The 19,644-nt window shown below is 67.4% G+C and carries 20 protein-coding genes and 1 rRNA gene; 8 read left to right on the top strand and 13 right to left on the bottom strand.

Annotation, left to right across the window (positions count from 1 at the left end):
* Positions 1–55: 55 nt before the first annotated feature.
* Both rrf and ACKTT0_RS23440 read left to right on the top strand, forming a co-directional pair.
* Positions 56–168, top strand: a 5S ribosomal RNA gene (gene rrf / locus ACKTT0_RS23445).
* Positions 169–381: 213 nt separating this feature from the next.
* The gene (locus tag ACKTT0_RS23440; protein ID WP_407852132.1) at positions 382–1,326 is read left to right on the top strand and encodes a glycosyltransferase family 9 protein; all 945 of its coding nucleotides are present in this window, start codon (positions 382–384) and stop codon (positions 1,324–1,326) included.
* A gap of 1 nt (position 1,327) precedes the next feature.
* On the opposite strand, the gene ACKTT0_RS23435 is transcribed toward ACKTT0_RS23440, so the two are convergent.
* From ACKTT0_RS23435 to ACKTT0_RS23405, 7 genes are all read right to left on the bottom strand, one after another.
* Positions 1,328–1,945: a Maf family protein gene (locus tag ACKTT0_RS23435; protein ID WP_407852131.1), complete on the bottom strand. Its 618-nt coding sequence runs from the start codon at positions 1,943–1,945 to the stop codon at positions 1,328–1,330.
* A gap of 8 nt (positions 1,946–1,953) precedes the next feature.
* On the bottom strand, positions 1,954–2,424 hold the full coding sequence (rlmH, locus tag ACKTT0_RS23430; RefSeq protein ID WP_407852130.1) for a 23S rRNA (pseudouridine(1915)-N(3))-methyltransferase RlmH: 471 nt from the start codon (positions 2,422–2,424) through the stop codon (positions 1,954–1,956).
* 6 nt (positions 2,425–2,430) lie between these two features.
* Positions 2,431–2,826 (bottom strand): ribosome silencing factor, encoded by a 396-nt coding sequence (rsfS, locus tag ACKTT0_RS23425; RefSeq protein WP_407852129.1) that lies wholly within the window; start codon positions 2,824–2,826, stop codon positions 2,431–2,433.
* Positions 2,827–2,867: 41 nt separating this feature from the next.
* Positions 2,868–3,455, bottom strand: coding sequence for a nicotinate (nicotinamide) nucleotide adenylyltransferase (nadD, locus tag ACKTT0_RS23420; protein ID WP_407852128.1), 588 nt, complete (start codon positions 3,453–3,455; stop codon positions 2,868–2,870).
* The gene (gene hemF, locus ACKTT0_RS23415) at positions 3,452–4,363 is read right to left on the bottom strand and encodes an oxygen-dependent coproporphyrinogen oxidase (RefSeq protein ID WP_407852127.1); all 912 of its coding nucleotides are present in this window, start codon (positions 4,361–4,363) and stop codon (positions 3,452–3,454) included. The genes nadD and hemF overlap by 4 nt, the downstream gene beginning before the upstream one ends.
* A gap of 17 nt (positions 4,364–4,380) precedes the next feature.
* On the bottom strand, positions 4,381–5,688 hold the full coding sequence (purD, locus tag ACKTT0_RS23410; protein ID WP_407852126.1) for a phosphoribosylamine--glycine ligase: 1,308 nt from the start codon (positions 5,686–5,688) through the stop codon (positions 4,381–4,383).
* 91 nt (positions 5,689–5,779) lie between these two features.
* Complete coding sequence (locus ACKTT0_RS23405) at positions 5,780–6,511, bottom strand: YebC/PmpR family DNA-binding transcriptional regulator (protein ID WP_407852125.1); 732 nt, start codon at positions 6,509–6,511, stop codon at positions 5,780–5,782.
* Between the two features lie 133 nt (positions 6,512–6,644).
* Here ACKTT0_RS23405 and ACKTT0_RS23400 point away from each other — a divergent pair, with 133 nt between their 5' ends.
* The gene (locus ACKTT0_RS23400) at positions 6,645–8,162 is read left to right on the top strand and encodes a helicase HerA-like domain-containing protein (RefSeq protein WP_407852124.1); all 1,518 of its coding nucleotides are present in this window, start codon (positions 6,645–6,647) and stop codon (positions 8,160–8,162) included.
* 43 nt (positions 8,163–8,205) lie between these two features.
* Here the strand turns inward: ACKTT0_RS23400 and ACKTT0_RS23395 are convergent, their stop codons facing one another.
* A complete protein-coding gene (locus ACKTT0_RS23395; protein ID WP_407852123.1) occupies positions 8,206–9,573 on the bottom strand; it encodes an aspartate aminotransferase family protein in 1,368 nt (455 codons plus the stop codon).
* Positions 9,574–9,706: 133 nt separating this feature from the next.
* Here ACKTT0_RS23395 and ACKTT0_RS23390 point away from each other — a divergent pair, with 133 nt between their 5' ends.
* On the top strand, positions 9,707–10,639 hold the full coding sequence (locus ACKTT0_RS23390) for a 2-hydroxyacid dehydrogenase (protein ID WP_407852122.1): 933 nt from the start codon (positions 9,707–9,709) through the stop codon (positions 10,637–10,639).
* Positions 10,640–10,657: 18 nt separating this feature from the next.
* Here ACKTT0_RS23390 and ACKTT0_RS23385 read toward each other — a convergent pair whose 3' ends face one another.
* A complete protein-coding gene (locus ACKTT0_RS23385) occupies positions 10,658–12,466 on the bottom strand; it encodes an alkaline phosphatase D family protein (RefSeq protein WP_407852121.1) in 1,809 nt (602 codons plus the stop codon).
* 165 nt (positions 12,467–12,631) lie between these two features.
* Between ACKTT0_RS23385 and ubiU the strand changes: the two genes are divergently transcribed.
* The 4 genes from ubiU to ACKTT0_RS23365 are packed head-to-tail and all read left to right on the top strand — an operon-like array spanning position 12,632 to position 15,359.
* Positions 12,632–13,648, top strand: a complete 1,017-nt coding sequence (gene ubiU, locus ACKTT0_RS23380; protein ID WP_407852120.1) for a ubiquinone anaerobic biosynthesis protein UbiU — start codon at positions 12,632–12,634, stop codon at positions 13,646–13,648.
* A 5-nt stretch (positions 13,649–13,653) separates the two neighbouring features.
* Positions 13,654–14,538, top strand: coding sequence for a U32 family peptidase (locus ACKTT0_RS23375; protein WP_407852119.1), 885 nt, complete (start codon positions 13,654–13,656; stop codon positions 14,536–14,538).
* Positions 14,535–14,951, top strand: coding sequence for a ubiquinone anaerobic biosynthesis accessory factor UbiT (gene ubiT / locus ACKTT0_RS23370; protein WP_407852118.1), 417 nt, complete (start codon positions 14,535–14,537; stop codon positions 14,949–14,951). Before ACKTT0_RS23375 ends, ubiT begins: the two co-directional genes overlap by 4 nt.
* Positions 14,952–14,969: 18 nt before the next feature.
* Complete coding sequence (locus ACKTT0_RS23365) at positions 14,970–15,359, top strand: putative zinc-binding protein (protein ID WP_407852117.1); 390 nt, start codon at positions 14,970–14,972, stop codon at positions 15,357–15,359.
* Positions 15,360–15,388: 29 nt separating this feature from the next.
* Here ACKTT0_RS23365 and ACKTT0_RS23360 read toward each other — a convergent pair whose 3' ends face one another.
* The 4 genes from ACKTT0_RS23360 to ACKTT0_RS23345 form a co-directional block, all read right to left on the bottom strand.
* Positions 15,389–16,576 carry an NAD(P)H-dependent flavin oxidoreductase gene (locus ACKTT0_RS23360; protein ID WP_407852116.1) on the bottom strand — a complete coding sequence of 396 codons (1,188 nt, stop codon included), beginning with the start codon at positions 16,574–16,576 and terminating at the stop codon, positions 15,389–15,391.
* Positions 16,577–16,679: 103 nt separating this feature from the next.
* Positions 16,680–17,441, bottom strand: coding sequence for an anaerobic ribonucleoside-triphosphate reductase activating protein (locus ACKTT0_RS23355; RefSeq protein ID WP_407852115.1), 762 nt, complete (start codon positions 17,439–17,441; stop codon positions 16,680–16,682).
* Positions 17,404–17,586: an anaerobic ribonucleoside-triphosphate reductase gene (gene nrdD / locus ACKTT0_RS23350; protein ID WP_407852114.1), complete on the bottom strand. Its 183-nt coding sequence runs from the start codon at positions 17,584–17,586 to the stop codon at positions 17,404–17,406. Before nrdD ends, ACKTT0_RS23355 begins: the two co-directional genes overlap by 38 nt.
* A 61-nt stretch (positions 17,587–17,647) precedes the next feature.
* Positions 17,648–19,636, bottom strand: a complete 1,989-nt coding sequence (locus ACKTT0_RS23345) for a ribonucleoside triphosphate reductase (protein ID WP_407852113.1) — start codon at positions 19,634–19,636, stop codon at positions 17,648–17,650.
* Between the last annotated feature and the right edge of the window lie 8 nt (positions 19,637–19,644).

The raw sequence follows: 19,644 nt of genomic DNA, 5'->3' as shown, positions 1-19,644 counted from the left end.
ATGTGCTTCTTCCGAATTGGGGCGCCGGCCACAGGCCTGCGCCCAACCCGCTACGCCTGACGACCATAGCAAGGTGGTCCCACTCCTTCCCATCCCGAACAGGACAGTGAAACGCCTTCGCGCCGATGATAGTGCACATCCGTGTGTGAAAGTAGGTCATCGTCAGGCTCTTATCCCCCAAAACCCCAGTGAGCATCCCTCACTGGGGTTTTGCTTTTGGGGGGGGCAGGCCTCGAAAACGATCCAGCAGACAGGGGCGGCGCGTCGATGGCTGAAAAAAATCTAACCATTTGTTCATAATTCCCTAGAATTACCCTGCCGCCCTTGGGCTAGAATCGCGCACCATCCGGATTTCCATTACCGGAAATTAATACGGTGCCTATGGAAGACGTCGTTGTCTATATTCGCAGCCGGGCCAAGTTTGGCGACCAGATCGTCTCGTTTCCCGCGCTATATCAATTAAAACAATGGTGGCCGCAAGCCACGCTGCGGGTAGTCGGACAGCACGCGGTGTCGGGATATTATCTGGCGCTGCCCTGGGTAGACGAGTACGTCCAGGCCGAAAGCCTGCTTGACGCCGCCAGGGCCATGCCCTGGCGAGCCGACATGGCGGTGTATTTGCACCACAGCAGTGAACGCTACGGCATTATCAGCCTGCTGCGCAGGCCCAAGGTGCGCCTGGGTTTCCAGAATGGCCGCATGCTCGATTTTGCCTGGTCGCACGCCTGGCGCAAGGACATCAATGAATACATCGGGCTGGCCAATCTGTTGATGCTTGGCACCTACCGGCCAGTGCAGCCGGAAGCTGCGGCGCGCGCCTGCTTCGAGCGCATCGCGACCCTGGCGCAGCAGCCGTCGCCGCCAGCGGATATCGTGATGATCCCCGGTGGCGGCGATGGCGAATTCAAGCGCTGGGGAGTGGCCAACTTCGTGGCGCTGGCCGACCTGCTCAAGGCCCGGCTTGGCCCCCAGACCCGTTTCAGCTTCGTGCTGGGCCCGGCGGAAACTGTCGAGCAGGCGGCCTTGCAGGCGCTCAACCGGCCGGACTTCGAACTGGTCAGCGGCCGCTCGGTGGCGGAGCTGGCGGCGCTGATGCTGGACGCGCGGCTGATCGTGGCCAACGATTGCGGGCCGTCGCATATCGGGCAGGGGGCCTGCGTGCCTTATGTCGGGGTGTTCAATGAAGCCAACCCCGAATGGTTCTGGGCGCGACCCTACACGGAGGCCGTGTATCCGGACTCGGGGCAGGTCGATATCCAGCTGGTCTCGCCGTCCCAGGTGGCGCAGGCCTGCTTTCGGGTACTGCAGGCACCGCGGCCGCGCTGATTCAGGGTATATGGACGCCCGCCAGACGCAATAGATTGGCGGTTTCAAACAGGGGCAGGCCCATGACTCCGGTGTAGCTGCCGGACAGATGGGCCACGAAAGCGCCGGCCAGACCCTGGATCCCATAGGCGCCGGCCTTGCCGTATGGCTCGCCGCTATCGCAATAGCGCTCGATATCGCTGGCGGACAACTCCCGCATGCGCACTTCGGAGATCGACACTGCCTCGCGCAGCGTCCCGCCGTATCCCAGCACGACTGCCGTATGCACCTGGTGCGTGGCGCCGGAAAGGCGCCGCAGCATGGCGATGGCATCGGCCCGGTCGGCCGGCTTGCCCAGGACTTGGCCCTGCAGGATCACGCTCGTGTCGGCGGCCAGCAGCGGCAGGATGGGCAATTGCCGGTGCGCCAGCCACAGGCCGGCCCGTTCGGCTTTTTCGCGCGCGGTGCGCCGGACATAGTCGGCGGCTGCCTCGCCCGGATGCTGGGGCTCATCCTCGCCGGGCGGGGCCGGCACGTCCAGGACGATGTGGGGCAGGCCGATCTGGGTCAGCAGCTCGTGCCGGCGCGGGCTGGCCGAGGCCAGATAGAGCAGCGGCGCGGGATCCGTGACAGGGGCCATGGGCAGCCTCAGGCGCGATGATAGGGGTGGTTGGCCAGGATGGCCCAGGCGCGATAGAGCTGTTCGGCCAGCACGACGCGTACCATCGGGTGCGGCAGGGTCAGCGATGACAGCCGGATCTGGCCATCGCAGGCGTTTTTCAGCGATTGGTCCAGGCCGTCGGGCCCGCCCACCAGGAATACGGCATCGCGGCCGCTGGCGCGCCATTGCTCGAGCCGTTGCGACAAGGCCATGGTGGTGAGGTCGCGGCCGCGCTCATCCAGCGCCAGCCGCAAGGCGCCGGCGGGAACCGCCGCTTCGATGCGGCGCGCTTCCGCCGCCATCATCTGTGCCGGCGTCTTGCCGGAGGTGCGGGGCTCGGGTTTGACTTCCCGCAGTTCCAGGGCGCAGTCAGCGGGCAGCCGCTTGGCATAGTCGTTCCAGGCCGTCTCGACCCACGCCGGCATGCGGTTGCCCACGGCGATGACGATCAGCTTCACGCCGGCTCAGTCCTCGTCGTCGAATCCGCTGTCCGCCGCGCCGGGACGAGTCGAGCCGGGCAGCAGTTTGACGCGCACCGGCTTGTCGCCCCAGATTTCCTCCAGGTTGTAATACTGGCGGATGGCGGGCTGCATGATGTGCACCACGATATCGCCCAGGTCCACCACGACCCATTCGCCAGTATCCTCGCCTTCGACGGTGATGCCGGCCAGCTTGAGCGCGCGCCCGCGGTCGGCGACGCTGGAAGCCAGCGCGCGGGTCTGGCGGTTCGAGGTGGCGCTGGCGATCACCACCCGGTCGAACAGGCTGGTCAGGTGCGTGGTGTTGAAGACCCGGATGTCCTGCGCCTTGACGTCTTCCAGGGCGTCTATGACGGCGCGTTGCAGTTTTTGTATATCCATGTTCTCAAATATAACCCGGCCAGGACAGCCGGCCGGCCGATTCACTGGTACAGGCCGTGGTCGGCGATGTAGCGAGCGACCTGGGGCGGCAACTGGCCGGAGGTGGATTCGCCGCGCGCCAGACGGGCGCGGATGTCGGACGCCGACACGTCCATTGGCGCGAACGGCAGCGCCTGCAGGCCACGCCCGTGCGCGGCCAGCCACTGCGCCAGCTCGCCGGGCGGCGCCAGCGGAGAGCCGGGCCGGGTCGCCACGGCCAGGTCGACCAGGGCGGCGATCTCCTGCCACTGATTCCAGGTGCAGAAATTGGCGAGCTGATCCGCGCCCAGCAGCCACACATACTGGACGTCCGCGGGCAGGGCGCGCAGCGTGTCGATGGTATAGGTGGCGCCGCCGCGCTCGAGCTCGATGGGATTGACGGCCAGGCCGGCTTCGCCGTCGATGGCCAGCTCGATCATGCGCAGCCGGTGCTCGGGCGCGGCCCGCAACGGGGCCCGCTGCCACGGGTTGGCCGCCGGAATGAACTGCACCTGAGCCAGTCGCAGTTCGCGCAGCGCGGTACGCGCCAGCGCCATATGGGCCAGGTGGATGGGGTCGAAGCTGCCGCCCAGCAGGCCGATGCGCTTCATGCCCAGTCCCGTGGCTGCAGGAAATCGGCCAGCGCGGCTTCTGGCGTGCCAGGGGCCGGATGCCAGTCGTAGCGCCATTGCGCCATGGGTGGCATCGACAGCAGGATGGATTCGGTGCGGCCGCCGGACTGCAGCCCGAACAGGGTGCCGCGGTCGAACACCAGGTTGAATTCCACGTAGCGGCCGCGGCGGTAGGCCTGGAAGTCGCGTTGCGCCTGCCCGTACGGCATGTCGCGGCGACGCTCGACGATAGGCAGATAGGCCGGCAGGAAGGCGTCGCCGACCGAGCGCATCAGCGCGAACGAGGCGTCGAACCCGGGTTCGTTGAGATCGTCGAAGAAGATGCCGCCAACCCCGCGCATTTCGTTGCGGTGCTTCAGGTAGAAGTAGTCGTCGCACCAGCGCTTGTATTGAGGGTAGTACTCCGCGCCGTGCGGCTCGAGCGCGGCGCGGCAGGCCCGGTGAAAATGCCGGGCATCGTCCTCGAAGGCGTAGTACGGGGTGAGGTCGAGCCCGCCGCCGAACCAGAAGACGTCGCTTTCGTCGTGGTCCGGCCGGGCGGCGGCCACGAACATGCGCACGTTCATGTGCGTAGTGGGCACGTATGGGTTGCGCGGGTGCAGCACCATGGACACGCCCATGGCCTGCCATGACCGCCCGGCCAGTTCCGGGCGGTGGGCGCTGGCCGAAGGAGGCAGCCGCGTGCCCTGCACGTGGCTGAACAGCACGCCGGCACGTTCCAGGAACTGGCCGCCTTCAATCAGGCGCGACACTCCGCCACCGCCTTCCGGCCGCTGCCAGGTATCGGTGCGGAAGCTTTCCCCGCCGGCCTGTTCCAGGGCCTGGACGATGCGCGCTTGCAGGCCGGCCAGGTAGGCGCGGACGTCGGAAACGGGGATCGCGTTCATCGATGCTGCCTGCATGGTCAGGCCTGCGGCTTGGCCTTCTGCTGCGAGGGCTTGAGCGCGCGCCAGCCGATGTCGCCGCGATACTGGCGGCCGTCGAAGTGGACGCCGTCGACGGCCTCGTAGGCGCGCTCGCGCGCCATGCGCACCGAGTCGCCCAGGGCGGTGACGCACAGCACGCGTCCGCCGGCGGTCTTGAGCTGGCCGTCCTCGAGGCGGGTGCCCGCATGGAAAATGGCGCAGTCTTCCGTTTCGGCCGGCAGCGGGCTGATGACGTCGCCGGTGCGCGGCGTGCCTGGGTAATTGTGGGCCGCCAGCACCACGCCCAGGGCGGTGCGGCGGTCCCAGACGATATCGGCCTGGTCCAGTGTGCCGTCGACGGCGTGTTCCAGGGCGTCGAGCAGGTCGCTCTTGACCCGCATCATGATGGGCTGGGTTTCCGGGTCGCCCATGCGGCAGTTGAATTCCAGTGTCTTGATGGGGCGGTCGGGGTCGTCGCCCGGCGCGATCATCAGGCCCGCGTACAGGAAGCCGGTGTATGGGATGCCGTCGCGCGCCATGCCCTGCACGGTGGGCAGGATGATCTCGCGCATGATGCGGTGGTGCAGCTCCGGCGTGACGATCGGCGCCGGCGAATAGGCGCCCATGCCGCCGGTGTTCGGGCCTGCGTCGCCGTCCTGCAGGCGCTTGTGGTCCTGGCTGGTGGCCAGGGCGAGCACGTTGCGGCCGTCGCACATGACGATGAAGCTGGCTTCTTCGCCGACCAGGCATTCCTCGATGACCACGCGGGCCCCGGCCTGCCCGAGGCTGCCGTCGCCCAGCATGGCATCCACGGCCGCGTGCGCCTGCGCCAGGTCGGCCGCCACGACCACGCCCTTGCCGGCGGCCAGGCCGTCGGCCTTGATGACGATGGGCGCGCCTTGCTGGTCGATGTAGGCGTGCGCCTGGGCCGGGTCGGTGAAGGTTTCATAGCGCGCGGTCGGGATCCCATGGCGCACCATGAAGGCCTTGGCGTAGTCCTTGGAGCTTTCCAGTTGGGCGGCCGCCTTGGTGGGGCCGAAGATTTTCAGGCCGCGGGCGCGGAACAGGTCGACCACGCCGGCCGCCAGCGGCGCTTCGGGGCCGACCACCGTCAGCGATACGCCCTCGCGCTGCACGAAATCGGCCAGGTCCTCGGGGCTGGTGAGCGGTACGTTCTGCAGCAGGTCGCCGTGCTCGGTGCCGCCATTGCCGGGCGCGACGAACACTTTGTGCACGCGGGGAGAGCGGGCCAGTCGCCAGGCGAGGGCGTGTTCGCGGCCGCCGGAACCGATAACCAGGAGTTTCATGTCGGGTTGCTTTCTAAAATGGCCATGACGATGCCGCAGCACGCATGGCGTACAGGTTCGGCGCGGCGCCTTCCGCCGCGCCGGTGACGGGTCATTGCGCTTCGTCGAATACGACCGTGGTATAGACTTCCTGTACGTCGTCCAGGGCTTCCAGGGCGTCGAGCAGCTTTTGCATCTTGGCGGCGTCGTCGCCGGTGAGTTCGGTTTCGTTCAGCGGCTTCATGACGATGCCTTCGACCTCGGCTTTCAGGCCGGCCGCCTCGAATGCGTTGCGCACCGCAGCATAATCGCTCGGCGCGCTGATGACTTCGATGACGCCTTCGTCATCGGTGGCGACGTCCTCGGCGCCGGCCTCCAGGGCGGCTTCCATGACCGCGTCCTCGGAGGTGCCCGGGGCGAACACGAACTGGCCGCAATGCTTGAACATGAAGGCGACCGACCCTTCCTGGCCCAGGTTGCCGCCGTTCTTGGCAAAGGCATGGCGCACCTCGGCCACGGTGCGGGTGCGGTTGTCGGTCATGCAGTCGACGATGACCGCCGCGCCGCCGATGCCGTAGCCTTCGTAGCGGACTTCCTCGTAGTTGTCGCCGTCGGCGCCGCCCGCGCCGCGCTGGATGGCGCGCTGGATGTTGTCCTTGGGCATGTTGGCGTCGGTGGCCTTGTCCCAGGCCATGCGCAGGCGCGGATTGCTGTCGGGATCCGGGCCGCCGGCGCGTGCCGCGACGGTGATCTCACGGATGATCTTGGTCCAGAGCTTGCCCCGCTTGGCGTCCTGACGCCCCTTGCGGTGCTGGATATTGGCCCATTTGCTGTGTCCGGCCATGGTTTCCCAGAAGATGATGTCGGCAAAAATGGCATTTTACCGTGCTTGGCCCCCCTGGTTGCGGCCGCGCGCACAATCGGCGTCGCTCGCTCTACACTTGGGGCACCTTTTTTGCGCTGCCTGGAGAGCTGCCATGCCCGACCCCCTCGTCATAGCCAAGAACGCCAAGGCCAGCCTGGCGCTGCTGCCCGCGCTGGCCAACCGCCACGGCTGTATCACCGGCGCCACGGGCACCGGCAAGACCGTTACATTACAAGTGCTGGCGGAGGCGTTCTCCCGCATCGGGACGCCCGTGTTCATGGCCGACGTCAAGGGCGACCTGACCGGGATCTCCCAGGCGGGCGCCGCCTCGCCCAAGCTGCAGGAGCGGTTGACCACGCTGGGGCTGCCCGAGCCCGCCTGGGGCGCCAGCCCGGTCGTGCTGTGGGACGTATTCGGCGAGCAGGGCCTGCCGGTGCGAGCCACGGTATCGGACATGGGGCCCTTGCTGCTGTCGCGCATGCTCGAGCTCAACGACACCCAGGAGGGCGTGCTGACGCTGGTGTTCCGCGTCGCCGACGACGAAGGGCAACTGCTGCTGGATCTGAAGGACCTGCGCGCCATGCTCCAGAATGTGGCCGACCGGGCCGCCGAGCTGAAGACGCGCTATGGCAACGTGTCTTCGGCCTCGGTCGGCGCGATCCAGCGCAGCCTGCTGACGCTGGAGTCCCAGGGCGCGCAGCAGTTCTTCGGCGAGCCCATGCTGGACGTGGCCGACCTGATGCGCACCGATGCCCAGGGACGCGGTATCGTCAGTATCCTGGCCGCCGACAAGCTCATGCAGTCGCCGCGCCTGTACGGAGTCTTCCTGCTGTGGCTGCTGGCCGATCTCTACGAGAAGCTGCCCGAAGTCGGCGATCCCGACAAACCCAAGCTGGTGTTCTTTTTCGACGAGGCGCACCTGCTGTTCGACGATGCGCCCAAGGCTTTGCTGGACAAGATCGAGCAGGTGGTGCGGCTGGTGCGCTCCAAGGGCGTGGGGGTGTATTTCGTGACGCAGAATCCGCTCGACATTCCGGATTCGGTCCTGGGCCAGCTCGGCAACCGGGTCCAGCATGCACTGCGCGCGTTCACGCCGCGCGACCAGAAGGCCGTCAAGACTGCGGCCCAGACCATGCGGCCAAACCCCGGGCTGGACATCGAGGCCGCCATCACCGAGCTGGGAGTGGGCGAGGCGCTCGTGTCGCTGCTCGACGCGAAGGGGCGGCCCGCGCCGACCGAGCGGGCCTGGATCCTGCCGCCGGGCAGCCGCATCGGCCCGGCCACAGCCGCCGAGCGTCAGGCCCTGCAGGACCCTGCCATGGCGGGCAAATACGCCCAGTCGGTGGACCGCGAGTCGGCCTACGAAGTACTGACCGCTCGCGCCAGCGCCGAAGCGCCGGCCGAGGCGGGCGCTTCGGCGCCGGGCCAGGCCGGGCAGACGCCCACCCAGCCGGCCGGATCCGGCGGCCTGATGGATGGCCTGAACGACGTGCTGTTCGGCTCCACCGGCCCGCGCGGCGGCAGGCGCGACGGCGTGGTGCAGTCGGTGGTCAAGAGCACGGCCCGCACGTTCGCGCGCCAACTGGTGCGCGGCGTGCTGGGATCCTTGCTGGGGTCGCGGCGGCGCTAGGGAAGGCGGGCCGGCGGCGCCGGACGGGCCGCCGGGCAACTCCTCAGGCCGCGACGAACGCGCTGACGTCGTCCAGCGTGGCGGCAAAACGCCGCACCATGTCGCGCACCTGGTCGGCCTCGATCACCAGGGGCGGGCAGAAAGCCACGGTGTCCTGGATGCCGCGCACGATCAGCCCGTGCGCATGGGCGCGTTCGTAAGCATGGGCGCCGGCCTTGCCCAGCGGGTCGAATGGCTGCCGGGTGTTCTTGTCCGCTACCAACTCCACGCCCGCGATCAGGCCCACGCCGCGGATTTCCCCCACCAGCGGATGGCCGGCCAGCGCGCGCAATTCCTGTTGCATCAGCTGGCCCATTTCGGCGGCGTGCTCGATCAGGCCGCGTTCGTCGATGATGGCCAGGTTTTCCAGGGCCACCGCGGTGGCCACCGGATGGCCGCTGGCGGTGTAGCCGTGACCGAACGTGCCGAGCTTGCCGCTGTGGGCCGACACGACGTCGGCCACCTTGGCATTGAGCAATACCGCGCCCAGGGGCTGGTATGAGGACGTGATCTGCTTGGACAGCACCATCATGTCCGGCTCGATGCCGAAGACGTCGCTGCCGAACCGCTGGCCCAGACGGCCGAAACCGGTGATGACTTCATCGGCGATCACCAGCACGTCGTATTTGCGGCACACCGCCTGGATCTTCTGCCAATAGGTGCGCGGCGGCACGATGACGCCGCCCGCGCCCATGACCGGCTCGCCGATGAAAGCCGCCACCGTGTCCGGCCCTTCCTGCAGGATCAGCGCCTCCAGCTCGCCGGCCAGGCGGGTGGCGTAGTCTTCTTCCGATTCGCCGGGCTGGCCGTGGCGGTAATGGTGGGGACACGCCGTATGCAGGATGCGTGGCAGCGGCAGGTCGAAGCCCTTGTGGTTGCCCGGCAGGCCGGTCAGGCTGGCGGATGCGACCGTCACGCCATGGTAGCCGCGCAGGCGCGCGATGATCTTTTTCTTGTCGGGGCGGTCCAGTGCATTGTTGTAGTACCACACCAGCTTGATCACGGTGTCATTGGCCTCGGACCCCGAGTTGGTGAAGAACGCCTTGGCCATGCGGCCGCCGGTATAGCCGATGAGGCGTTCGGCGAGCTCGATGGCCGGTGCATGCGATTTGTGCGTGAACGTGTGGTAATAAGGCAGCTTTTGCAACTGGCGCGCGGCCGCGTCGACCAGCCGCTGCTCGCCGAAGCCCACGGCCACGCTCCACAGGCCCGCCATGGCTTCCAGGTAGCGTTGCCCCTGGTCGTCGTAGACATACACGCCTTCGCCCCGGTCGATGACGATGGGGCCGGTGCGCTGGTGCGTGACGGCGTTGGTGTAGGGATGCAGTTGGTATTGGACGTCGCGTTGCTGGGTCTGGGTCAGTGAGCTCATGGGTTCGACCTGAGAAAGCGGCGGGGCGATGCGCCGGGCGCCTGTCAGGCTGTTATATCATCAACGGGTCCAGGCGTGCGCGGCGGCGCACGCCTGCTTTCATTGGTTCACGACCGCCGGGGGATCTGCGCGCATGAAAATCGTCTTTGCTTCCAGCCATGAAATTTCCCAGCACGAATGGATCGAACCGTTGGCGGCGGCACTGCCGGGCGCCGAAGTCGTGTTGTGGCGGCCGGACCTGCCCGTGCAGGATGCCGACGTGGCGGTGGTCTGGACGCCGCCCGATGCGCTGTTCCAGCGCGAACGCAAGCTGCGCGCGGTGTTCAATCTGGGCGCCGGCGTCGACGCGTTGTTCCGGCTGCCTTCGCTGCCGCCCGGCTTGCCGGTTGTGCGGCTCGAGGATGCGGGCATGGCGGTGCAGATGGCCGAGTACGCCGTCTGGGCGGTGGTGCGGGCCAGCCGCCAGTTCGATGCCTATGTCGCGCAGCAGCGGGCCGGCCAGTGGCAGCCCCTGCCGGAGCTCGATCGCGCCCAGTGGCCCATTGGCGTGCTGGGAACCGGCGTGATGGGCACGCGCGTCGCCCAGGTCCTGGCCGCGCTCGATTACCCGGTGGCGGGCTGGTCCCGCAGCGGCAAAGTGCCGGCCGGCGTCGAAGGCTTTGCCGGCGCGGATCAATTGCCGGCGTTCCTGGCGCGCACCCGAGTGCTGGTCAATACGCTGCCGCTCACGCCCGAAACCCGCGATATCATGCGCCGCGATACGCTGCGGCAACTCTTGCCCGGAGCCCACCTGGTCAACATGGGGCGCGGCGACCATCTGGTCGAGGAGGACCTGCTGGCGTTGCTCGACTCGGGGCATATCAGCGGCGCGACGCTGGACGTGTTCCGCCAGGAGCCGCTGCCCCAGGGACATCCCTTCTGGAGCCATCCGCGCGTGACCGTGACGCCGCATGTGGCCGCGCTGAGCCTGCGGCGCCAGACCATCGCGCAGGTTGCCGACAAGATCGGCCGCTTCATGCGCGGCGAACCGCTCACCGGCGTGGTGGAGCGCGACCGCGGCTACTGAGCCGGCTTGCCCGCCCGATCAGGCCGGCAGCAGCTTGCGGTTGCCCCGGCCGGGCAGGCTGCGCAGGCCATGCCCGGGCGTGGCGGTATATTGCGGCTGCTTGACTGTGTCGACATAGTGCCAGTCGGCGCGCACCGCCTCGTGTGTGACGGTAAGCACCAAATATCCGCGCAGGCTGGTTTCGGCATACTTCAGGCTGCCTGCCCAGTTCCGGCCGATGGGCGGCAGATTGTCCAGGTTGGTCAGCCCCGTCACGAGCGCCGCCAGCTCGGCCGGCGTACCCGCGCCGGCCAGGTATTCCTCGAAGCCCGGCGACGAGACAGACGCGGTCGCGAACTCGACCCCCACCGGCGTGCCTGCCATGTCGCGCAGCTCGCCGGCCCACGCGTTGTGCGTATCGCCGGCCAGCACCACCAGGTTGCGGTCCAGGTCGCGCGCCGCGGCCAGGACGCTCTCGCGGGCCGCCCAGTAGCCGTCCCAGGAATCCAGGTTGTAGGGCAGGCAGGGCAGGGCCAGCAAGGCCCGCTCGGCCTCGGTCAGGGTCGGATCGCCGGCCGCCTGGCGTTGCAGCAGGTTGACGTATTGGGCCGGGCTGGCCAGCAGATGGGCGGGCACCGCCACGTCGCCAAGCCTGCCTGCCGCCGAGAGCATTCCCAGCAATACCGGCAACGGCAACTGCACTGGCGTCATCAATACCTGCTGGCCCAGTACCTGCCAGGTGGCGCGGGATTCGGCCAGGCCCGCGCGCAGCCATTGCCCCTGCCGGGCGCCCAGCAACTGGCGATCCGCCGCGCCCACGTCGGCGCTGAATTTGGTGATGAACTGGTCGAGGCCGGCCTGCGCATCGGGATTGCCCAGCAGTTCGGGCAAATAAGCCTCCAGCGCCAGTTGCCGGTCACGCGCCAGTATGCGGGTATCGAGCATATGCAGCGACAGCAGATCGCCAAAGTCGAAGCGGCGGAACACCTGGTTCAGCGGCTGCTGCTCGCGCGTGGGCAGCCATTCATGGTAGGCGCGGATGGCAGCCGCCTTGCGCAACTCGAAGTCGCCCTCAGTATCGGGCTGATGATTGGCCGCGCCATCCCTCCAGGTATTGTCCGTGACTTCATGGTCGTCCCACACTGCAATCATGGGCATGGCCGCGTGCAGGGCCTGCAAATCGGGATCGCCGCGGTATTGCGCGTAGCGCTGGCGGTAGTCGGACAGGGAGAGGATTTCCCGCTCGGGCAATACCTGGCGTTGCATGTCGGCCGCCTGCCCCGAGGCGTAACCCTCTCGTCCATACTCATAGATGTAGTCGCCCAAATGCACGGCGACATCCAGGTCGCCGCGCCTGGCGGCCTCCGCATAGACGTGGAAGTAGCCGGCCGGGAAATTGGAGCACGAGAACACGCCCAGCCGGACTTGCGCCACGGAGCCCGTCGGCAGCGTGCGGGTGCGCCCGGTGGGCGACAGGGTATCGCCGTGCGCGAAGCGATACCAATAGGTCGTTGCCGGCTGCAAACCCTGCGCATCGACCTTGACCGTGTAGTCGCGCATGCTGTCAGTGGTGGTTTCGCCGCTGGCGGCGATGCGGCTGAAGGCTTCGTCTTCGGCCACTTCCCATGCCAGCGTCAGCGTGCCGTCGCGGCTCGGCGTGGCGCGCGTCCAGAGCATCACGCGGTCGGCCATGGGATCGCCGCTGGCTACCCCGTGGTTGAAGGCGACGCCGGGCTGGTTATCGTCGTCATCGCCGCTGCTGCAAGCGGCGAGCCCCAGGGTCGAGGCGGCGGTCAGGGAGCCCGCGGCATTGCGCAGGAAGCGACGGCGGGAAATTCGATTGGCCATGTTCAATGGACGCGGACGTTTGCAGTGCGCACAGTCTGGGTCACAAGGGTGACAGTGCTGTGAATGGATCCCGGCGGGCCAGTGCTGGTCCCTGGGGACGGGCGGCCGAGCCGGCTTGATCTGCGACAAGGCAAAAAAGTAGGACCACCTCCTACACTGCCGGGCATGGAAATCCGAACGACCCCCATCGGCCTGGTGGCGCCCGCCGGCAGCCTGGCGGCCCTGAAGGCTGCGCTGAACGCCGGTGCCGACGCGGTCTACCTGGGGCTGAAGAATGCCACCAACGCGCGCAACTTCGCCGGGCTCAATTTCACCGAAAGCGATATCCGCGCCGGTGTCGACCAGGCGCACGTCATGGGCCGCCAGGTGCTGTTCGCCATCAATACCTTCCCGCAGGCCGGGCGCAGCCAGGAATGGCGCGCTGCGGTCGACGCCGCGCATGCGCTGCAGGCCGATGCGGTCATCATGGCCGACCCGGGCCTGCTGGCGTACGCGCGCGACCGCTATCCCGAACTGCGCCTGCACCTGTCGGTGCAGGGCTCCGCGACCCACGTCGACGCCATCGAATTCATGCGCGAGCAATTCGGCATCAGCCGGGTCATCCTGCCACGCGTGCTCACCATGGCCGAGATCGGCAAGATCTGCGCCCAGACCACTGTCGAGATCGAAGTGTTCGGCTTCGGCAGCCTGTGCGTCATGGCTGAGGGCCGTTGCCTGCTGTCGTCCTACGCGACGGGCGATTCTCCCAACAACAAGGGAGTCTGTTCGCCGGCGCACGCCGTTCGCTGGGTCGACACCGGCGGCCGCATGGATGCCCGCCTCAACGGCATTCTCATCGACCGCTACGCGCCCGGTGAGCCGGCAGCGTACCCCACGCTTTGCAAGGGGCGTTTCGAGGTCGAAGGCACGGCCGATTACGCCCTCGAGGAACCCGCCAGCCTGAACGCCCTGGGGCTGTTGCCAGCGCTGCACGCCATGGGCGTGGCAGCGCTCAAGGTCGAAGGCCGCCAGCGCAGCCCGGCCTATGTGGCCCAGGTGGTAAGTACATTGCGGGCTGCCCTGGATGCCGTGCACGCCGACGCCGCCCGCTACTCCGTCAAGCCGGACTGGCTGGCCGCGCTGGCCCGCCACGCCGAAGGGTCCCAGGTCACGCAAGGCGCTTTCGATCGTCCCTGGAAATGACCACCATGCCGTACCAAATTTCGCTGGGCCCGTTGTTGTATTACTGGCCCAGGCAAACCGTGCTGGATTTCTACGCCGGGCTCATCGACACCCCGGTGGACGTCGTCTACCTGGGCGAAACGGTCTGCAGCCGGCGCCACGAACTGCGCGCCGCCGACTGGCTCGAGCTGGCGCGGGCGCTGCGCGATGCCGGCAAGACGGTAGTCCTGTCGAGCCAGACGCTGATCGAAACCAGTGCCGATGCGCACGCGCTGCGGCGCTGGTGCGAAAACGATGATTTCCTGGTCGAGGCCGGCGAGATCGGCGCCTTGCGCCATCTGAAAGGACGCCATTTCGTGGCTGGCCCGCATGTCAATGTCTACCACGGCGACACGCTGGCCTGGCTGGCGGCGCAAGGGGCGATGCGCTTTGTCGCCCCGATCGAAATGGACCGGCAATCCCTGCGGCGCCTGCTGCAGGATCGGCCGGCCGGGATGCAGGCCGAGGTGATGGTCTGGGGCCGCCTGCCCCTGGCCTTCTCGGCGCGTTGCTTCACGGCGCGGCATTTCCGGCTCAAGAAGGATGCCTGCGAGTTCCGCTGCATCGATTACCCGGACGGCCTGTGCGTGCGCACGCGGGAATCCCAGGATTTTCTCGCGATCAACGGCATCCAGACCCAATCCGCGGCCTGCCTGGACTTGCTCGATCATGGCGCCGAGCTGGCCGACATGCAGGTCGACGTCCTGCGCGTCAGCCCTCATTCGCAGGGCACCCTGGACGCCATCGCCGCGTTGGACGACATCCGCCATGGCCGGCAGCCCCGGCCGGTTTCGCCGCCCGCCGGCATCGGTCGCTGCAACGGCTACTGGCATGGGCAGGCCGGTATCGATTTGATAGGCACCTCACGATGAAACGCCATTCCTCCCTCCTGCCCGCGCTCGACCGCCTGCTGCCGCCGCCGCTGGTCTCGGCGCATTTCGTGCTGGGCCTGGAAGTGGCCCGCCTGTTCAAGTGGCTGGTCCCGCCGTCCGAAATCGAAGGCAAGCGCTTTGCCATCAGCGTCGACGACCTCGGGTTGCGCAGCTGCTTTACGTGCCGGCATGGCCGTTTCCGGCCGCTATGGACAACCGACGCCGATCTGGAGCTGGGCGCGGTGTTCGGCGACTTCCTCGCTCTCATGCGGGGCACTTCCGATGCCGACACATTGTTCTTTCAAAGGCGCCTGCGGATCGCCGGCGACACCGAGCTCGGCCTTATCGTGAAGAACTGGCTGGACGCCGCCGACCGCCCTGCGTGGTTGCGCCGTGCCAGCGGCCCGGCTTGATCGCTGATCGCGGCTTCCATGTCGAAAGCGTCGCTGCCCCTCGTGTACGCGTGTTCCGGCTGCTCCAGCGTGGCGCAGTTGGCCAATCGGCTCGCCGTCACGCTGGACCGCTCGGGCATGGCCGAAATGTCCTGCATCAGCGGCGTGGGCGGCGGCGTGCCGTCCTTGGTGAAACGGGCGCGCAGCGGGCGGCCCATCCTGGCGCTCGATGGTTGCGTGCTCGCATGCGTGAAGGCATGCCTGGCGCAAGCTGGTGTTCGCCCGGACCGCCACCTGTTGCTCAACGAGCACGGCGCGGTCAAACGGTATCACCGGGACTGCACGGAAGAAGAAAATGCCGCCGTGTGGCAGGCCGTGCTGGATGCCGCGCAAAACCTGCGGCAGGGCGCCGCTGCACGGCGTGAATGACACGGCGCCCCGTGGCGGGGCGCCGGGCCTCAAGGAGCGGCCAGTGATGCATCGGCAACCGCGGAGGGATGCGCCGGCATGCTGCCATGCAGCAGGTAATCGATGAGCTCGCGCACCGGACGTATGGCATTGCCGAAAGGCAGTTTGGAAGCGCCGCGAAAGAACAGGCCCCGGTCGATTTCCCCCCGGACCGCGGCAGCCAGTTTCAGGTCGATGCAGAACTGTCCGAACTTGGCGATGCCGTCGCGCAAGCCGCATTGGGTCAGGCAGTCCATGCGCTGGGTGCAGCGGCGCGGATCGGCCTTGGCATGCTCCTGCAGGCGTTTTTCCTGGCGCAGGTAACGTGTCAGCCATGGGGTCGCGACGGCGCGCGCGGGCAGGCCTGCCACGCTGATGAATTCCTTCAATTGGGAGGGATCGGCATCGATCAGCACTTGCTTGAAGTTCCGGTGCGCGTCGCCTTCTTCGGTGACGGCGAAGGCCGTGCCCACTTGCACCGCGTCCGCGCCGTTGGACAGCCAATGCCGTACTTTTTCATGGCTGCCGACGCCACCCGCCACGATAAGCTTGGGCGCGTCGCGGTTCAGGCCGAGCTCGTCGAATATGGCCCGGCATTCGGCCAATACCCGGCCGAAGCTGAAGCGTTCTTCGCGCAGTTCGGATAGTTTGGTGGCGCCCAGATGCCCGCCGGCATGGCCGGGATGCTCGATGACGACTGCCGGGGCTAGGCGACCTTTTTTCAGCCACTTCTTGAGCACGATGCCGACGCCGCGGGCTTCCGACAGGATGGGGATGAGCGCGACCTTGTCGTGGCCTGCCGTCATTTCGGGAAGGTCCAGGGGCAGGCCTGCGCCCATGACGATGGCGTCCGCGCCGCTTTCGCAGGCTTGCTGGACCAGGGCCGCATGATCGCGCACCGCCTTCATGACGTTGACGGCGATCAGGCCGCGGCCGCCGGACAGTTGGCGCGCGGCACGGATTTCACGATCGAGCGCCACGCAGTTGGCCTGGTCGATGGCGGTGCGGTCGCGGCACTTGATGGTTTGTTCGAGCAGGTCCGGGTGATGATGACGCAGGTCGACGCTGGCAATGGTGCCGACGGCGTTCTCCCGCGCGACAGCGCCGGCCAGGCGGTGAGCCGAGATGCCCACGCCCATGCCGCCCTGGACGATAGGCAGCAGCTCGCGGCCGGCGAGCGTCAGAGTCTTGAACCACATGGAAAAGAAATCCCTATTCTGGGCAATGGCGCAACGGTAGGGCATGCTGTGCGGCCCTGTATTGCGCGAGATCAATGGAAACCTAGGACTTATTTACGATGCCCTAGCGATAGGAGAAGCACGGAAACAGCGCCTCGAGCTCGCCCAGCGCGGCGGCGCTCAATCGCGCCGTGGGCGGGGCGTCCGGCGTGGCGCGATGATTCTGCACGGCATACTGGCGCACGCCGCGGGCGGCGAGCGCACGCGCCAATGCCAGCAGTTCCGGTTCGCCAAGCCATTCCGGGCTCCAGGTGGTGCGGCATTCGAATTCGACCGCGCCCGCCAGCAGCGCGTCCAGGCAGGCCTGCGTCGTGGCATGGCTGTTGGAGCGTCCGACCAGGGCGTCGTAGCCAGCGGCATCGGTCTTGATATCGAGTCCGACCCAGTCCAGCCGTGGCAGGAGAGCGCGCAGGCGCGCCGGATAGATGCCGGCCGTGTGCAGGGCGACGCGGAACCCCATGGCCTGGACGGCGCGCACCATGTCCGGCAAGCGCGGCTCGGCCAGCGGCTCGCCGCCGGAGAACACGACCGCATCGAGCAGGCCCTGGCGCCCGCGCAGGAATCCGAGCACATCGTTCCAGGCGTAGCGCCCGGCGCGGGACTGCAGGTGCGGATTGTGGCAATAGCTGCAGCGCCAGGGACATCCCGCGATGAAGACGACGGCGGCCAGCATGTCCGGCCAGTCCACGCTGGAGTAGGGCACCAGGCCGCCGATGCGGGGGGCGCCATGCGGGACGCCCGCCACGGCGAGCGGTATCGAAGGCCGCCCCGCGCGCGCGCCGAGGGGCTCAGGCGGCGTGCCGTTCACTGAAGAAGCGGCGCTCATTGAATTCGCCTTGCTTGCCGGTGTTGAACGAGGCGACCGGGCGGTGATACCCCATGACGCGGGTCCAGATTTCGCAGCGCACGCGCTGGCTGTCGTCGAGCTGGACCGCGGTGCGGGCGGGGGTTTCGGGAGATAGGACTTGCATGGTGGCTCCTTGGATGAGAGGGTGTGCGGGCCGGCCGGCCCGCACAGGCGCCGGACGGCGCCTAGCTGCAGCATGCCGCTTGCCTGGCGAGCAATTCGGCATCGCATTTCGGGCAGAACTCGTGCCGGCCGGACAGATAACCGTGGGTCGGGCAGATCGAGAACGTCGGGGTGACGGTGATGTAGGGCAGCCGGAAGTTCTCCAGGGCGCGCCGCACGAGTTGGCGGCAGGCCGCGGCGGACGACACCGCTTCGTTCATGTAGAGGTGCAGGACCGTGCCGCCGGTGTACTTGCCCTGCAGCGCTTCCTGCATGGCCAGCGCCTCGAAGGGATCGTCGGTGTAGCCCACCGGAAGCTGGCTGGAGTTGGTGTAGTACGGCTGCGCGTCGGTGCCGGCTTGCAGGATGTCGGGCCACCGCTTGCGGTCTTCGCGCGCGAAGCGGTAGGTGGTGCCTTCGGCCGGCGTGGCCTCGAGGTTGTACAGATGGCCGGTGGACTCCTGGAATTCGGTCATGCGGGCGCGCACGTGGTCCAGCAGGCGGACCGCCATGGCGTGGCCCTCGGGCGAGGCGAGGTCGTAGGCGTCGCCGCTGAAATTGCGCACCATTTCGTTGATGCCATTCACGCCCAGCGTGCTGAAATGGTTGCGCAGGGTGCCCAGGTAGCGCCGGGTATATGGATACAGGCCCTGGTCGATGTAGCGCTGGACGACCTTGCGCTTGATTTCGAGTACGTCGCGTCCCAGCTCGAGCAGGGTGTCGAGCCGTTCGAGCAGCGCCGCTTCGTCGCCGGCATGCAGGTAGCCCAGCCGCGCGCAGTTGACCGTGACCACGCCCACCGACCCGGTTTGCTCGGCGGAGCCGAACAAGCCGTTGCCGCGCTTGAGCAGTTCGCGCAGGTCCAGCTGCAGGCGGCAGCACATGGAGCGCACCATGTGCGGTTCCAGGTCCGAGTTCAGGAAGTTCTGGAAGTAGGGCGGGCCGTACTTGGCCGTCATTTCGAACAGCAGCTCGGTATTGGGGTGGTTCCAGTCGAAGTCGGGCGTGATGTTGTAGGTGGGGATGGGGAAGGTGAAGACGCGGCCCTTGGCGTCGCCGGCCATCATGACTTCCATGTAGGCGCGGTTGATCATGTCCATCTCGGCTTGCAGGTCGCCGTAGCTGAAGGGCATTTCCTCGCCGCCGATGTAGGGGACCTGCTCACGCAGGTCGGCGGGGCAGGTGAGGTCGAAGGTGAGGTTGGTGAAGGGCGTCTGGGTGCCCCAGCGGCTTGGCACGTTGAGGTTGTAGATGAGTTCCTGCATGGCTTGCCTGACCTCGGCGTAGCGCATCTGGTCGCGGCGCACGAACGGCGCCATGTAGGTATCGAATGAGCTGAACGCCTGGGCGCCGGCCCATTCGTTCTGCAGGGTGCCGAGGAAATTGACGATCTGGCCGATGGCGGCCGACATGTGGCGCGGCGGCGTGGCCTCCACCTTGCCGGGGATGCCGTTGAACCCTTCGGTGAGCAATTGGCGCAGCGACCAGCCGGCGCAGTAGCCGCTGAGCATGTCCAGGTCGTGGATGTGGATGTCGCCGTCGCGATGCGCCTGGCCGGCCTGCGGGCTGTAGACGTGCGAAAGCCAGTAGTTGGCCGTGACCTTGCCCGCCACGTTGAGGATCAGCCCGCCCAGGCTATAGCCCTGGTTGGCATTGGCATTGACGCGCCAGTCGCGTTGGTCGAGGTATTCTTCCATGGCGCTTTCGACGTCGACCAGCGTATGCCGCAGCGAGCGCAGGCGGGCGTGGCTTTCGCGATAGACGATGTAGGCGCGCGCGGTGCGCCAGTGGCCGGCATCGACCAGGGTGTCCTCGACCAGGTTCTGGATGGTTTCGATGCCGGGGCTGGGCTGGTCCGCCAGGCGGTCGATCACCCGGGCCCCCAGCATGCCGGCGCGCGTTGCATCGATTTCGCCGGTGGCGTTGCCTGCCGCGGCGATGGCCTGGACGATCTTGGATGCGTCGAAATCGACGACCCGGCCGTCGCGCTTGAGGATTTGCTGGGGAATCATGTCGATAT

Origin of the sequence: Bordetella saccharivorans (genome assembly GCF_045862855.1) — a bacterium.
GTDB lineage: Bacteria > Pseudomonadota > Gammaproteobacteria > Burkholderiales > Burkholderiaceae_B > Bordetella_A > Bordetella_A petrii_F.
This window is presented reverse-complemented; position numbering and strand designations above follow the sequence as displayed.